The sequence below is a fragment of the Hydrogenophaga sp. PAMC20947 genome (assembly GCF_004795855.1).
Lineage (GTDB): Bacteria > Pseudomonadota > Gammaproteobacteria > Burkholderiales > Burkholderiaceae_C > Hydrogenophaga.
In genome coordinates, this window is sequence record NZ_CP039252.1 from 4,745,102 (window position 1) to 4,759,021 (window position 13,920).

14 protein-coding genes are annotated in these 13,920 nt (G+C 62.1%); 5 read left to right on the forward strand and 9 right to left on the reverse strand.

Features of this window, described 5'->3' with window-relative positions:
- Window positions 1–162: 162 nt before the first annotated feature.
- Window positions 163–720: an HNH endonuclease gene (locus tag E5678_RS21685; protein ID WP_136180456.1), complete on the forward strand. Its 558-nt coding sequence runs from the start codon at window positions 163–165 to the stop codon at window positions 718–720.
- A 94-nt stretch (window positions 721–814) separates the two neighbouring features.
- Here E5678_RS21685 and E5678_RS21690 read toward each other — a convergent pair whose 3' ends face one another.
- The 4 genes from E5678_RS21690 to E5678_RS21705 form a co-directional block, all read right to left on the reverse strand.
- On the reverse strand, window positions 815–2,191 hold the full coding sequence (locus tag E5678_RS21690; RefSeq protein WP_136180457.1) for an alpha/beta fold hydrolase: 1,377 nt from the start codon (window positions 2,189–2,191) through the stop codon (window positions 815–817).
- 80 nt (window positions 2,192–2,271) lie between these two features.
- Window positions 2,272–3,387, reverse strand: a complete 1,116-nt coding sequence (locus E5678_RS21695) for an acyl-CoA dehydrogenase family protein (protein ID WP_136180458.1) — start codon at window positions 3,385–3,387, stop codon at window positions 2,272–2,274.
- Window positions 3,388–3,399: 12 nt separating this feature from the next.
- Window positions 3,400–4,581 carry an acyl-CoA dehydrogenase family protein gene (locus E5678_RS21700; RefSeq protein WP_136180459.1) on the reverse strand — a complete coding sequence of 394 codons (1,182 nt, stop codon included), beginning with the start codon at window positions 4,579–4,581 and terminating at the stop codon, window positions 3,400–3,402.
- Window positions 4,582–4,655: 74 nt separating this feature from the next.
- Window positions 4,656–5,375 carry a YceH family protein gene (locus E5678_RS21705; protein ID WP_136180460.1) on the reverse strand — a complete coding sequence of 240 codons (720 nt, stop codon included), beginning with the start codon at window positions 5,373–5,375 and terminating at the stop codon, window positions 4,656–4,658.
- Window positions 5,376–5,453: 78 nt separating this feature from the next.
- On the opposite strand from E5678_RS21705, the gene purN reads away from it, so the two are divergent.
- Complete coding sequence (purN, locus tag E5678_RS21710; RefSeq protein WP_136180915.1) at window positions 5,454–5,993, forward strand: phosphoribosylglycinamide formyltransferase; 540 nt, start codon at window positions 5,454–5,456, stop codon at window positions 5,991–5,993.
- Between the two features lie 38 nt (window positions 5,994–6,031).
- Here the strand turns inward: purN and E5678_RS21715 are convergent, their stop codons facing one another.
- Window positions 6,032–6,616, reverse strand: coding sequence for a YqaA family protein (locus E5678_RS21715; RefSeq protein WP_136180461.1), 585 nt, complete (start codon window positions 6,614–6,616; stop codon window positions 6,032–6,034).
- Window positions 6,617–6,624: 8 nt separating this feature from the next.
- Window positions 6,625–8,247 carry a peptide chain release factor 3 gene (locus E5678_RS21720; protein WP_136180462.1) on the reverse strand — a complete coding sequence of 541 codons (1,623 nt, stop codon included), beginning with the start codon at window positions 8,245–8,247 and terminating at the stop codon, window positions 6,625–6,627.
- Between the two features lie 55 nt (window positions 8,248–8,302).
- Here E5678_RS21720 and E5678_RS21725 point away from each other — a divergent pair, with 55 nt between their 5' ends.
- Together E5678_RS21725 and E5678_RS21730 are read left to right on the forward strand one after the other, a co-directional pair.
- Entirely contained in the window at window positions 8,303–9,577 is a 1,275-nt protein-coding gene (locus E5678_RS21725) for an RsmB/NOP family class I SAM-dependent RNA methyltransferase (protein ID WP_136180463.1), read from the forward strand.
- A 178-nt stretch (window positions 9,578–9,755) separates the two neighbouring features.
- Window positions 9,756–10,982 carry a fatty acid desaturase gene (locus E5678_RS21730; RefSeq protein WP_136180464.1) on the forward strand — a complete coding sequence of 409 codons (1,227 nt, stop codon included), beginning with the start codon at window positions 9,756–9,758 and terminating at the stop codon, window positions 10,980–10,982.
- A 486-nt stretch (window positions 10,983–11,468) separates the two neighbouring features.
- On the opposite strand, the gene rpmG is transcribed toward E5678_RS21730, so the two are convergent.
- From rpmG to trxB, 3 genes are all read right to left on the reverse strand, one after another.
- Entirely contained in the window at window positions 11,469–11,639 is a 171-nt protein-coding gene (gene rpmG / locus E5678_RS21735; protein ID WP_066088635.1) for a 50S ribosomal protein L33, read from the reverse strand.
- A 12-nt stretch (window positions 11,640–11,651) separates the two neighbouring features.
- The gene (gene rpmB / locus E5678_RS21740) at window positions 11,652–11,885 is read right to left on the reverse strand and encodes a 50S ribosomal protein L28 (protein WP_136180465.1); all 234 of its coding nucleotides are present in this window, start codon (window positions 11,883–11,885) and stop codon (window positions 11,652–11,654) included.
- A 212-nt stretch (window positions 11,886–12,097) separates the two neighbouring features.
- Entirely contained in the window at window positions 12,098–13,045 is a 948-nt protein-coding gene (trxB, locus tag E5678_RS21745; protein WP_136180466.1) for a thioredoxin-disulfide reductase, read from the reverse strand.
- 163 nt (window positions 13,046–13,208) lie between these two features.
- On the opposite strand from trxB, the gene E5678_RS21750 reads away from it, so the two are divergent.
- Complete coding sequence (locus E5678_RS21750; protein WP_136180467.1) at window positions 13,209–13,883, forward strand: Crp/Fnr family transcriptional regulator; 675 nt, start codon at window positions 13,209–13,211, stop codon at window positions 13,881–13,883.
- Window positions 13,884–13,920 lie beyond the last annotated feature (37 nt).

A 13,920-nucleotide genomic window follows, 5' to 3' on the forward strand; every position in this document is an offset into this window, starting at 1 on the left:
AAAGTTTCAGCGGAGAAGACAGGCCATTCGGGGGGGATGGCTGAGGTTCAAGCAATTTGTCACAGAAGCACGGTATATTGACACACTCGATGCAAGGGGCCGCGTGCGGTGCCTGTGTGGGAAGACAGATTGTCCGGTTGTTTTTCAACAAGGAGGTGGGTCTTGAAGGTCTTGAAGCTGTCAGCGCAAGGGCTTCCACAGTCGTGGATCACCCTGGAAGAAGCCGTATTGCATTACGCGGCGGATGAAGTGCGCTGGGAGATGGGTGCCGAAGTCGCTGTATTCCACGGGGGACACAACGCCGTCAGCGGTTTGCAGTCGGTCATCACCGTCAACTCCATCATCGGCACCCAGGGCGTTCCGCGCATCAACCCGTTTGACCTGCGGCCCACGCTGACCAACAGCAAGCTGTTTTCTCGCGACCGTTGCCTCTGCGCCTACTGCGGCGGGCATTTTCATGAAGACGTGCTGACCCGGGAACACATCCATCCCGTGGGTCAAAAAGGCCAGGACCATTGGATGAACGTGGTCACCGCCTGCAAGTCGTGCAACCACCGCAAGGGGAACCGCACGCCCGAACAGGCCCGCATGCCGCTGCTCTACGCGCCCTATGTGCCCAGCCTCTGGGAGGACTTCATCCTGCGCAACCGCCGCATCCTGGCGGACCAGATGGAGTTTCTGATGTCGCATCTGCCCAAGACCTCGCGGCTGCACGCCTAGATTTTTGGGGTTCGATCCGGCGCCAGGGCGCGTCAAACCGGCGGCGCCTGTTGAGGTGCGGTGACCCCCGCAGTGGCGCACCCCGGCGGCCATTTCAGTTGGTCAGCTCAAGAATGACCAAGTGATTTTCAGCAGCGGGCCAAGATCGACCCGTGATTTTCTCGCCGTTGAACTCTGCCGAAATCGCGCGAGCGCCGTCTTCCATCAGCTGGATCTTCGAGCTTGACACACCTGCGCCGGTGGCTGGCACGCCGGGCAGGGTTTTGCCGTCAAAGACCATCTTGTCGCGTTCTGCGTCAAAGTAGCCGCGCGGGCGGTTGAAGGTGACGGTGGATTTGGCATCCTTGTCGGCGGCAGCGGCCCGCTCGGCACGCAAGTGAATCAGCGAGCTGCTGCGCAAGAACGGGCTGCGGTAGATGTGCGTGGTGGCGTAGTCCGGCGCGCTGATCACGAACTCATAGGGAACGCCAGCCTGTGCCGTGAACGGTCCCCACAGGCCATCGGTGGCCACCCTTGTGTTGTGCACGGCTGCGCCTTTTCGCTCGCCTGTGGCCGGGTCGGTCGCGTACACCGCCAGCAAAGCGCCCGGCAGGGGCAGGTTGTTGGCGTAATTGCCGCTGGCCGGGTCCGTGGGCACAAGGCCCAGGCCGACGATCTTGCCGTTCAACACCACCGCGGCCTGCGTTGTCACGTTCAGCGTTTTTGGCGCCTGGCCGGTGATGAAGCGGTAAGCGGTGTCAAAGGCAGCGGGTGAGAACGACGTTTCGCGGTGGTCCACGCGCGGCAGCACGGCATTGGTTGCGCCCTTGAGTGCCGGGCCCTCGAAGCTCACGTTGGTGGGGGTGCCCTTGGCACCGATCCACAGGCCATCGGGTTGCGCGAACTTGTCGTTGTTGTGCGAGCGGATGGTCATCCACTTCACTGGGCCGGTCACCTCGTCGCCAGCAGCGTTCTTGGGTGCGTTCAGCGCGGTCAGGAAAGGCCCTGTGCCCGAAAATTCGTTGGCTTCACGCAAGCCCTTGGTGGCCCACACCCCGTGGTTGGGCGTACCGCCCAGCACAGCGTGGCTCACCGTGGCGTCGCCGCCGCCATTCTGGATGTAGTTGCGCACCGCGTTGCCGCCGCGCGAGTTGGCGACCAGCACGACCTGTTGGGCGCCGGTAGCCCTCAGGACCTGCTCCACTTCGGCCTTGAGGTAAGCCATGTGCTCGGTGGTCGAGGTTCGACCGGGCTGTGCTTTGCTGTCGTCGTCGCGCGCCAGCGGGTAGGGCAGGTCAATGGCGTGCAACCGTTCGCTCGGCCAGCCGTTGGATTCGAAGCGCCACACCGTGCTCTGCCAGATGGCGGCGGAGTCGCCATTGCCGTGCACGAACACAATGGGTGGCTGGTTGGCGCCTTGTGGCGCGGTGGCGCAGGCGCCCAGCAGCAGGCTGCTGGCAACCAGGGCAAAAAGGTGGCGGCGGGTGGTCATGCGTGTCTCCAGATCGTTTTTTTTGGGTGCCAAAAACAACTCGGCCCGCAGAGAGCGGGCCGGTGAGAGGGAGAGGGGAATCAGGCGAAGACGCCCGCTGTGTCCTGCATGCGGCTGGACACCTCTCCCAAATGGTGCATGGTGTCGCCAAATGCGATTTCCATCTGCGTCAGCTTCTTGAAGTAGTGGCTCACGATGTACTCGTCGGTCACACCGATGCCGCCGTGCAGCTGCACCGCGTCTTTGGCCACCAGGCGCATCGAGTTGCCCAGTTGCACCTTGGCGCGCGCCATGGCGGCGCGGCGTTCGTTGGTGGGGGCGTTGAGCTTCAATGAAGCGTAGTAGCTCATGGAGCGTGCCAGCTCCAGCTGCATCTTCATGTCGGCCACACGGTGGCGCAGCGCCTGGAAGCTGGAAATGACCACACCGAATTGCTTGCGGGTGTTCATGTAGTCCACGGTGATGGCCAGCGTCTGGTCCATCACGCCGACGGCTTCCGCGCAGGTGGCGGCGATGCCGATGTCAATGGCGTGTTCCAGTGCGGTCTGGCCGTCCAGGGTGACGAGCGTGGCGGGCGCGTCTTTCAGCGACACCTCAGCTGCCCGCCCACCGTCTTGCGTGCCGTATCCGTTGGCGCTCACGCCTTTGGCGCTGCGCTCCACGAGGAACATGGCCATCTTGCCGTTGGCCATGGCGGGCACCAGAAACGCATCGGCCTGGTCACCCACGGGCACGACGTTTTTGTCGCCGGTCAGCGCCCAGCTCTCGCCGTTTTGCGTCGCCGAGGCCTTGCAGCTGTCGGTCCGGTAGCGCAGGCCGCGCTCGGTATGGGCCAGCACCACCAGCGCCTCGCCCGAGGCGACTTTGCCGCACCAGTCGGCCTTGACAGCGTCGGGGGCATAGCCCGCGAGCACAGCACCCGCGATGAGTGCTTGGGTCAGAGGCTCGATCACGATGCCACGGCCCAGCTCCTGCAGCGTGACCATGCCTTCGACCGGGCCCATGCCCATGCCGCCGAGGTCTTCGGGCACGTAGAGGCCGGTCAGGCCCAACTCAGCCATTTCGTTGTAGGCCTTGCGGTCAAACCCACCAGCCGCCACGGTGGCGCGGCGGCGTTCGAAGCTGTAGCCTTTTTCGACCCATTTGGCGCAGGCATCGCGCAATTGTTCCTGGTCGTCTGAAAAATCGAAGTCCATGTCTGAATTCCTTTAACCAAGTACCGTCTGAGCGACGATGTTGCGTTGCACTTCATTGCTGCCACCGTAGATGGTGGTCTTGCGCATGTTGAAGAAGGTGGAGGCCAGCGGGGCATTGGCGGTGACACCGCCGGGGTAGTTGCCTTGCCATCCGGCTTCCATGGCTTCTTCGATGAAAGGCATGGCAAAGGGGCCGGCTGCCAGCATCATCAGTTCGCTGTAGCGCTGCTGAATTTCGCTGCCCTTGATCTTGAGCAGGCCGGCGATATCCAGCGAATTCTTGCCCGATTTTTCGGCCGACAACACACGCAGCACCAGCATCTCCAGCGCCACGATGTCGACTTCCAGCAAGGCGATCTGATCACGGAAGCGGGCGTCATCCCACACACCTTCGGTCTTGGCGAGGCGCTTCAGACGCTCCAGCTCGCGTTTGGCACGGTTGACATCGGCGATGTTGGTGCGCTCGTGGCTCAGCAGGTGTTTGGCGTAGGTCCAGCCCTTGTTTTCTTCGCCAATCAGGTTGTTGGCGGGCACCTTGACGTTGTCAAACCAGACTTCGTTGACTTCGCACTCGCCGTCGAGCAGCTTGATCGGGCGCACGGTGACGCCTGGTGTCTTCATATCGATCAACAAGAAGCTGATACCGGTTTGGGGCTTGCCCTCGGTGCTGGTGCGCACCAGGCAGAAGATCCACTCGCCATACTGGCCCAGTGTGGTCCAGGTCTTCTGGCCATTGACGATGAAATGATCACCTTCGCGCTCGGCCTTGCATTTCACCGAAGCGAGGTCCGAACCCGAACCTGGCTCGCTGTAACCCTGGCTCCACCAGACTTCGCCGCTGGCAATGCCGGGCAGGAAGCGTTCTTGCTGCTCCTTGTTGCCAAAGGCCATGATCACCGGCGCCACCATCACGGGGCCAAACGGGACCACGCGCGGTGCGCCTGCCAGCGCGCATTCTTCTTCAAACAGGTGCTTTTGCACGGCGGTCCAGCCCGGACCGCCAAATTCTTTGGCCCAGCCGTGGCCCAGCCAGCCTTTTTTGCCCAGAATTTTGGCCCAGCGCTGCATGTCATCGCGCGTGAGCCGCAAGGCGTTGTGCACTTTGTGAGAGAGGTCTTCGGGGAGGTTGCCCTTGACCCAGGCGCGAATTTCTTCGCGAAACGCCTGTTCTTCGGGGGTGAAAGCCAAATCCATGGATGTCTCCTTGTTTCAGGGGTCGACGGGTAGCCCGTTCGACGTCAGCATCCAGTTTCGCACGACCGTTCGTTTTATGCCTGTCCGGGCTGTGACAGACCCAGCTGTTCATGCAAGTTTTGCAGTTGTCCTTCCAGGCGACCCACCGTTTCCTCCAGCGTGGCCACGCGCCGGCTGAGGTGGATGACGTCGTCCTCGGTCGCGCTGGCGCTTAGACCCGCGTGGTGGGTGGCCACGGGTTGGTTGAGGTCCACCGGGCCGCACAACAGGTGCGCCCAGCGTTGCTCGCGCGCGCCGGGCGCCTTGGGCAGTTTGACAACCAGGGCTCCGCCTTTTTCTGCCGAGCGGTCTTGCAGCTCTTCGAGAAAAGCGTCCACCGATGCGATGTCGAGAAACTTGTACCAGCGCTCGACGTTCAGCCGCAACTCGCCCGCTGTCTGGGGCCCACGCAACATCAGCATACCCAGCAGAACTGCGGATTGTTCCGGCACGCCGACCGTGCGCAAGAAATTGTGTTCGTAGCGGGTGACACGACCCCCGCTGGACTCAAACACCATGTGGAGCTGGCGCAGTTCGTCCAGGGCCTCGGCCACGAGTGCATCGGCCAGCTGCATCACCGGCTCCCGGCTGGATTTCTGGTTACAGCCAGTGATCAGGTTGTTGAAGGTGAGCGGGTAGCTGTCGGGGACGGTGCGGGCCTTCTCCATCAGCGTGCCGAGGATGCGGGCTTCGATGTCGGACAGGGGGCGTTGCTGAAAGTCGTGGCGGCGGGGGGATGGGGTGTCAGGGGTCATTACACTTCTTGCCTCAGTAGGAATGTTGGCGTGAACCAGAAAAACATTGTGATCTTGATTTCCGGCGGTGGCTCCAACATGGCCGCCATCGTCGATGCTTCGCGCCAGCGCCGCTGGCTGGAGCGCCATGGCGCTGCCGTAACGGCCGTGATCAGCAACAAGGCCGATGCGGGCGGCCTCATCTGGGCGCGCAGCCAGGGGCTGGCCTGTGCCGCGCTGGATCACCGAGCCTACCCCACACGGGAGGCTTTTGATGCGGCCCTGATGGCGCAGGTGGACACCCATTCACCTGCGCTGGTGGTGCTCGCCGGGTTCATGCGCATTCTCACGCCGGGTTTTGTGGCGCACTACGAGGGGCGCCTGGTCAACATCCACCCCAGTTTGTTGCCCGCGTTCACCGGCTTGCACACCCACCAGCGCGCCATTGACGCGGGTTGCCGCTTTGCCGGCGCCACGGTGCACCGTGTCACGGCGGAGCTGGACCATGGGGCCATCCTGGCGCAGGCGGTGGTGCCGGTGATGCCAGGTGACACGGCCGATGCCCTCGCCAGCCGGGTGCTCAGCCAGGAGCACCGCCTCTACCCTCAGGCCGTCGAAGCGTTGATCGCTGCGGGCTGAAGCGTTCTTCAGGGGTTGCTGGGGCGCTCTTGAATGGATCAGCGCAGCGCGTAGTAAAGGGCGACACCCACAACCACCAGGGCCACGGAAGCCCAGCCAATCATGTCGATGTGCCGCCGCAGTTGGGCTTCCATGCGTGCACCGCCCCAGCGCATCAGCCCGGCCACCAGGAAGAAGCGCGCGCCTCGGCCGACGAACGAAGCCACCGCAAAGGGCAGCAAAGCCATGGACAACACCCCCGCTGCGATCGTGAAGACCTTGTAGGGGATGGGTGAAAACCCGGCGATCAGAACCGCAACCACGCCCCACTCCTGGAACCAGGCCAGGGCCTGGGAATAGGCGCCCCAGTAATGGCTGTTCTGCAGCCAGGGCTCGATCGAAGAAAAGGCCCAGGCCCCGATGGCATAGCCAAACAGGCCGCCGACCAGAGAACACACGGTGGTGATCCAGGCCAGGCGCCAGGCTTTGTCGGGGTGGGCCAGGCTCATCGGGATGAGCATCACATCGGGCGGGATGGGGAAGAAAGACGACTCGGCGAAACTTATGCCACCCAGATACCAGGGGGCGTGGCGGTGACGGGCCCATTGCATGGCTCGCTCGTACAGGGGGGCAAACAGCTTCATGGGGTCTTTCAGACGCCTTTTTGATGGAACACCAGGCCCGCGTGCTCGCGCATGGCGTGGAACTTGATCTTGGGCCAGTTGGCCTCGACCGCGCGCAAGGTGGCAACGTGGTCTACCAGCAGCGTGGGCGCATCCACCGCATCCAGGGCCACGCGGTGGCTGTTGGCGTCGATGAACTTCTTGAGCTCGATTTCACCGCCATCTTCGGGCGCGCAGGTCACCCAGCGCGCCACTTGATAAGGGCTGCCCATGATGCGGGCCTTGACACCGTATTCGTGTTCCAGGCGGTGGGCCACCACTTCAAACTGCAGCTGTCCCACAGCGCCCAGGAGCAGCACCGAGCCTGCCACGGGGCGGAACACCTGGATCGCGCCTTCTTCGCCCAGCTGGGTCAGACCTGCGCGCAGCTGCTTGCTGCGCAGGGGATCGGCCACCTCCACGCTGCGGATGATCTCGGGCGCGAAAAACGGCAGGCCGGTGAATTGCAGGGTCTCGCCTTCGGTCAACGTGTCGCCGAGCTGGAGCACACCGTGGTTGGGAATACCGATGATGTCGCCCGCAAAGGCTTCGTCCAGCAACTCGCGGCGCTGGGACAGGAACGACACCACGGTGTTGGGCCGCATTTCTTTGCCCGAGCGCACCACCTTGATCTTCATGCCCCGCACAAAGTGACCGCTGGCCAGGCGCACGAAGGCAATGCGGTCGCGGTGGGCCGGGTCCATGTTGGCCTGGATCTTGAACACCACGCCCGTGAATTTGGGCTCTTCGGGCTTGACCACGCGCTGCATCGCAGGCCGCTCGCCGGGCGGTGGCGCCAGATCAACCAGCGCGTCCAGCACTTCACGCACGCCAAAGTTGTTGACGGCCGATCCGAAGAACATGGGCGTCTGGCGGCCCGCCAGGAATTCGGTTCTGTCAAAGGAGGTGGATGCGCCAGCCACCAGCTCCAGCTCTTCTTTGGCTTGCTCAAAATCGCTGCCAAAGCGTTTCAAGCTTTGGGGATTGCCCAGTCCGGAGAGCACTTCCTCTTCACCGCCGCGGCGGTCTTCGCCAGCGCTGAACACGCGCATCTGGTCGGTGCGGCGGTCGAACACACCGCGGAAGGTCTTGCCCATGCCCACGGGCCAGGTGAAGGGCACCACCGTCATGCCCAGTTCCCGCTCAATTTCGTCCATCAGGTCGAGCGGCGCCTGGACTTCGCGGTCCATCTTGTTGACGAACGTGAGAATGGGCGTGTTGCGCGCCCGGCAGACCTGCAGCAGGCGCCGGGTTTGGGGTTCCACGCCATTGCCTGCGTCAATCACCATCAGGGCCGCGTCCACCGCGGTCAGCACGCGGTAGGTGTCTTCCGAGAAGTCCTGGTGGCCGGGGGTATCGAGCAGGTTGATCACGCAGTCGCGGTATTCCATCTGCATCACCGAAGACGCCACCGAAATGCCCCGTTGCTTCTCGATTTCCATCCAGTCGGACGTGGCGTGCCGCGCCGCCTTGCGGGCTTTCACGCTGCCGGCAATGTTGATCGCGCCCGAGAAAAGCAGCAGCTTTTCCGTGAGCGTGGTCTTACCCGCGTCGGGGTGTGAAATGATGGCGAAGGTGCGCCGGCGGCGCACTTGTTGGGCAATATCGGACATAACCTTAGATTATCGCTCGCAGGGAGATCGCCTATCCAGAGGCGACAATACCCATATGCACCCAAAAGCTCTGCTGGACGAATGCGCCGGCCTCATGGAACAGGTTTTTAAGTTTGATCACCCGGCGGATGCCGTGGTGTCGCGGTACTTTCGCGAACACCGCTCGCTGGGGTCTCGCGAGCGCGCCACGCTGTCAGACACGGTTTACGCCGCCTTGCGCGAGCGCCTGAAATTTGAATGGTTTGCCCGCTCGGGCAGCGGGTCCAAGTGGCGCAAGCTCTCGATCCTGGGGTTTCCCGGCGATCGCGATTTCCTCAAGAGCGCGCTGACCGATCAGGAAAAGACCTGGCTCGATAACTGCCTGAATGCCTCAGACAATGAGTTGATGGCGCCCCATCGCCACAACCTGCCCGAATGGCTGGCCTCTGCACTGAAGGCGCAAGTGGGGGATGAGTTTGATGCGCTTGTGGCCAGTTTGAACCACATGGCCGCGCTGGACTTGCGCGTCAACCTGTTCAAAAAGAAGCGGGAAGCGGTGTTGGCCGATTTGCGTCTGGCCGGGTTGGCTTGCGAGCCCACGCCCTATTCCCCTATGGGTATCCGGTTGCAGGGCAAACCCTCTTTGGCCAAAACGCCTTCGTTCGTACAGGGCGATGTGGAGGTACAAGACGAAGGCTCGCAGCTGCTGGCGTTGCTGATGGATGCCAAGCGGGGCGAAATGGTGGTGGATTTTTGCGCCGGCGCCGGCGGCAAGACCTTGGCCATCGGTGCGGCCATGCGCAACAGCGGCCGGCTCTATGCCTTTGACACCTCGGCCCACCGTCTGGATGCGCTCAAGCCCCGGCTGGCGCGCAGTGGCTTGTCCAACGTGCATCCGGTCGCCATTGCCCACGAGCGCGACGACCGCATCAAGCGCCTCGCAGGCAAGATCGACCGTGTGCTGGTGGATGCGCCCTGTTCGGGTCTGGGAACTTTGCGGCGCAGCCCCGATCTCAAATGGCGTCAAACGCCGGAAACCGTGGCCGCCCAAGTGGAGCTCCAGCAAGCCATCCTGAACAGTGCGGTCCGATTGCTCAAGCCCGGCGGCCGATTGGTTTACGCCACTTGCAGCCTGTTGCGGGAAGAAAACGAATCCGTGGCGCAGGCTTTTGGCCAAGCGCATCCTGATTTCGAACCAGTCGATGTGAAGGCGCTGCTGGAAAGTGCCCAAGTCTCGGGGGCTGAGACGCTGACCGTGGACGCGGACGGCCAGTCTTGTCTGCGTTTGTGGCCACACCGCCACGGCACAGATGGATTTTTTGCCGCGGTTTGGCAGAAAAAGACCGCGTGAAGAGTGGTTTTTCCCACGCTCACGGCGATTTGTTGCTGGCAACATAGCTGGAGGGGTGTGTCCAAAGGTTGGTGAAAAGGCCCCTCAGCCTTAAAATACCCTGTTGCCCGTCGCTGCTTGTCAGCGCATGGGGCCGGTTGATGATTGGCGCCCAAGAGGGCGGCTGAATAGGAACTCAATGATTGCAAGCGATTTCGGTACCTGGTCCGATCTGTGGTTTGGCCTGATGGATTTTCTGGCCAACGGCCTGACGCGCGCCACGTGGTGGCAAGTGATCATCGTCACGCTGGTGCTCACCCACATCACCATTGCCAGTGTCACCATCTACCTGCACCGCCATCAAGCCCACCGCTCGCTGGACCTGCATCCGATCGTGTCGCACTTCTTCCGCTTCTGGCTGTGGTTGACCACCGGCCAGGTGACCAAAGAATGGGCGGCAATCCACCGCAAGCACCACGCCAAGTGCGAGCAGGCCGAAGATCCCCACAGCCCCCATGTGCACGGCATCAAGACTGTGTTGTTCACCGGTGCCGAGCTGTACCGCAAAGAGTCGAAAAACCTCGAAACAATGGCCCGTTACGGCCACGGTACCCCCGATGACTGGATCGAGCGCAACCTGTACACGCGCTTCTCATGGCAGGGCGTGGCCGTGATGATGGTCATCAACCTCGCGCTGTTTGGCGTGGTCGGCATGTCCATCTGGGCCGTGCAGATGGCCTGGATACCGATCACCGCCGCTGGCATCATCAACGGGGCCGCCCACTACTGGGGCTACCGCAACTTCGAAGCGACCGACGCCAGCACGAACATCTCCCCCTGGGGCATCCTGATTGGCGGCGAGGAGCTGCACAACAACCACCACACCTACCCGACCTCGGCCAAGCTGTCCGTCAAGCCCTACGAGTTCGACATTGGCTGGATGTACATCCGCATGATGGAAATGGTGGGCTTGGCCAAGGTCAAGAAGACGCCACCCAAGATGGCCTATGGCGATGTGCGCGCTGTGGCCGATGAAAAGACGCTGGAAGCCATCATTGCCAACCGCTACGAAGTGATGGCCGGCTATGCGCGTGAAATGCGTGCCGCTTGCAAACGTGAAATGCAGGCGCTGCAACCCCGCCGGGGCGATGTGGCCGTCATGGCCGCAGCACGCCGCTGGCTGCACCGCGATGAAGCGAAGGTGCCTGCCAGCGTGAGGCCCCACTTGGCGCAGGTGCGCGCCGAGCACCCGGTGCTCGACAAAATGGTCACCATGCGCGAAGAACTGCGCGCCCTGTGGTCCAGCACCACGGCCACGCGCGAGCAGCTCGCAGGCGATCTGCAGGCCTGGTGCCGCCGGGCCGAAGAAAGCGGGATCGCTGCCTTGCGCGATTTTTCGATCCGCTTGCGGTCCGCTCACGCTTGAATTAGCCCACGCCTGCGCCGGCCCGATGCTCGGGCCGTCACCCCCCAAGGGGGCAGCGCTGGCCGACCGGCAGAGCCGGATCGACGGCGTTCTCGGTGAAGACGGGTGCGCCGAGTGCGGCCGCTACCTCAGGACAAGAAACCCATGCTTGCGGTGCTCTAATCACTTAGAGGGGGCGATGCTGGCGGCCTGGCTGAACCGGAACGACTGCCGCTTGGGTTGACCGCCTCACTGGGATTTGATCCTGAAAGCCCGCCAATGAGCGGGCTCTTTTTTGCCTGGTTGGCCTGGGTCGAGCGCACGGATGGCGCAGCGTCAGGGGTGCCCTTCACAGAATGAGGCTTCGTGCGCTGTGGAGTAGGCCGACGGGCACAGGGCATGGACGGCTCGGTATCTCACAGGGGGCAGCCGAGACAGGCGGGCGCAGAGCGGACAACAAAAAACCCGCTGGTTCGCAGCGGGTTTTTTGGGGAGAGTCGCGCCGAATTACTTCAGCTTGATCTCTTTGTAGTCCACGTGCTTGCGGGCTTTAGGATCAAATTTCTTGATCAGCATCTTGTCCGGCGTGGTCTTTTTGTTTTTGGTCGTGGTGTAGAAGTGGCCGGTTCCAGCAGTGGATTCCAGCTTGATCTTTTCGCGTGTGCCTTTGGTTGCCATGTTCGGTTCTCCTTAAGCTTGGCCGCGTGCGCGCAGGTCGGCGAGCACAGTTTCGATGCCCTTTTTGTCGATCAGGCGCAATGCTGCACCCGAGACGCGCAGGCGCACCCAACGGTTTTCGGCTTCCACCCAGAAACGGCGGTATTGCAGGTTCGGCAGGAACCGGCGCTTGGTTTTGTTGTTGGCGTGGGAAACATTGTTCCCGACCATGGGCTTTTTGCCCGTAACGTCGCAGACGCGTGCCATAAGGACACTCCGATCAATTTTCTACAGCTGCACAACCGGGATGCTTTCGCATCTGGCATGTCAGCCTCACCTCGCCAGGAAAGGGTGGCGGTAACCCGAGACATTTGCATCGATCTGCCGTTCGAGTGAACGTCAAATTTCGCAGAGCCTCGGATTATAGCCCGCTCGATGTGCTTTGGCTAAATGGCCTGATGAGCGGCTGGGATGCGGCTTCAGGATTCGTTTTGTTCCAGGAATCGCTGGGCGTCCAGGGCCGCCATGCAGCCCGTGCCAGCGCTGGTGATGGCCTGGCGGTAAACATGATCCTGCACGTCACCGGCGGCGAACACCCCGGGCACGCTGGTCATGGTGGCCATGCCCTTCAGGCCCGACTGGGTGACGATGTAGCCGTCTTTCATCTCCAGCTGGCCGTTGAACAGCTCGGTGTTGGGCTGGTGGCCGATCGCGATGAAGCAGCCTTTGACGGTCACGTCTTCGGTGGCACCGGTTTGCACGTTCTTCAGGCGCACACCCGTGACGCCGGTGCTGTCGCCCAAGACCTCGTCCAGCGTGCTGTGCAGCTTGAGTTCGATCTTGCCGGCGGCCACCTTTTCCATCAGCTTGTCCACCATGATGGCTTCGGCTTTGAAGGTGTCGCGGCGGTGGATCAAATAAACCTTGCTGGCGATGTTGGACAGGTACAACGCTTCTTCCACCGCTGTGTTGCCACCGCCCACCACGCTGCAAACTTCGTTGCGGTAGAAAAAACCGTCGCAGGTGGCGCAGCCGGACACGCCCTTGCCCATGAAGGCCTCTTCTGAAGGCAGGCCCAGGTATTTGGCGGAAGCGCCGGTGCAGATGATCAGGCTGTCACAGCTGTAGTCACCACTGTCGCCTTTGAGCACAAAAGGGCGCTTGGAGAAATCCACGGCGTTGATGTGATCAAAAATGATCTCTGTATTGAAGCGCTCGGCATGGGCCAGGAAACGCTGCATGAGCTCAGGGCCCTGCACACCATCCACATCGGCAGGCCAGTTGTCCACATCGGTGGTGGTCATGAGTTGCCCACCCTGGGCGATGCCGGTGATCAAAACCGGGTTGAGATTGGCCCGTGCGGCGTAAACGGCAGCGGTGTATCCGGCAGGTCCGGAGCCCAAAATAAGTACTTTTGAATGCTTCATGGGGAAAGTTCGAACCTGTGTCCGGTCAGAGTGGTTTAGAGTTCACGCTGGCGCACCTCTTGGGGGCCGCCGGCCAGGCGCTGCGCCTGGCGGTGTGTGCGATGTTGCATCCCATTGTATGAAAGAGCTTTGCGCTGCGCTCTGCAGCCATAGGAATACACGCATGTCCATCCTGTCCAATCTGGATCTGATCCGTCGGGTCCCCTTGTTTTCCACCTTGACACAGGCGCAGGCCGAATCGGTAGCGGATGCCGTGACGAAAAAACGGTACAAGCGAGGCGAGTGCATCGTTGAGCAAGGCAAGAAGTCCAACATGCTGGCCATTGTTCTCACGGGGCGTGCCCGTGTGGTGACCACCGATGCCCGTGGCCGCGAGGTGATATTGGCCACCATGAACCCCGGCGACTACGTGGGTGAGATGAGTCTGATCGACAATCAGCCCCATTCGGCCACGGTTCGCGCCGAAATCCAGACCGATGTGCTGATCTTGGGGCGGGTGGAGTTTGCGCGTTGCCTGCCTGAGAACACCTCCATGGCGTATGCCGTGATGAAGGGCCTGGTCCAGCGCCTGCGGCATGCCGATCGAAAGATCGAGTCGCTCGCCCTGATGGACGTGTATGGCCGGGTGGCCCGCGCCCTGCTGGAATTTGCAAAACCCGACAAAGACGGCCAGCTGGTGATCCGCGATCGCGTGTCGCGCCAGGACGTTGCCAAGATGATCGGTGCCTCGCGTGAGATGGTCAGCCGCGTCATGAAGGACCTCGAAGACCGGGGTTTCATCGAATTGGCAGAAGACGGCTCCACTCTCGTCAAAGACCGCCTCAACTCCCTGGGTTGAGGTCTGTGGCCCGCCTGGGCACCGTTGGCGCAGTCCC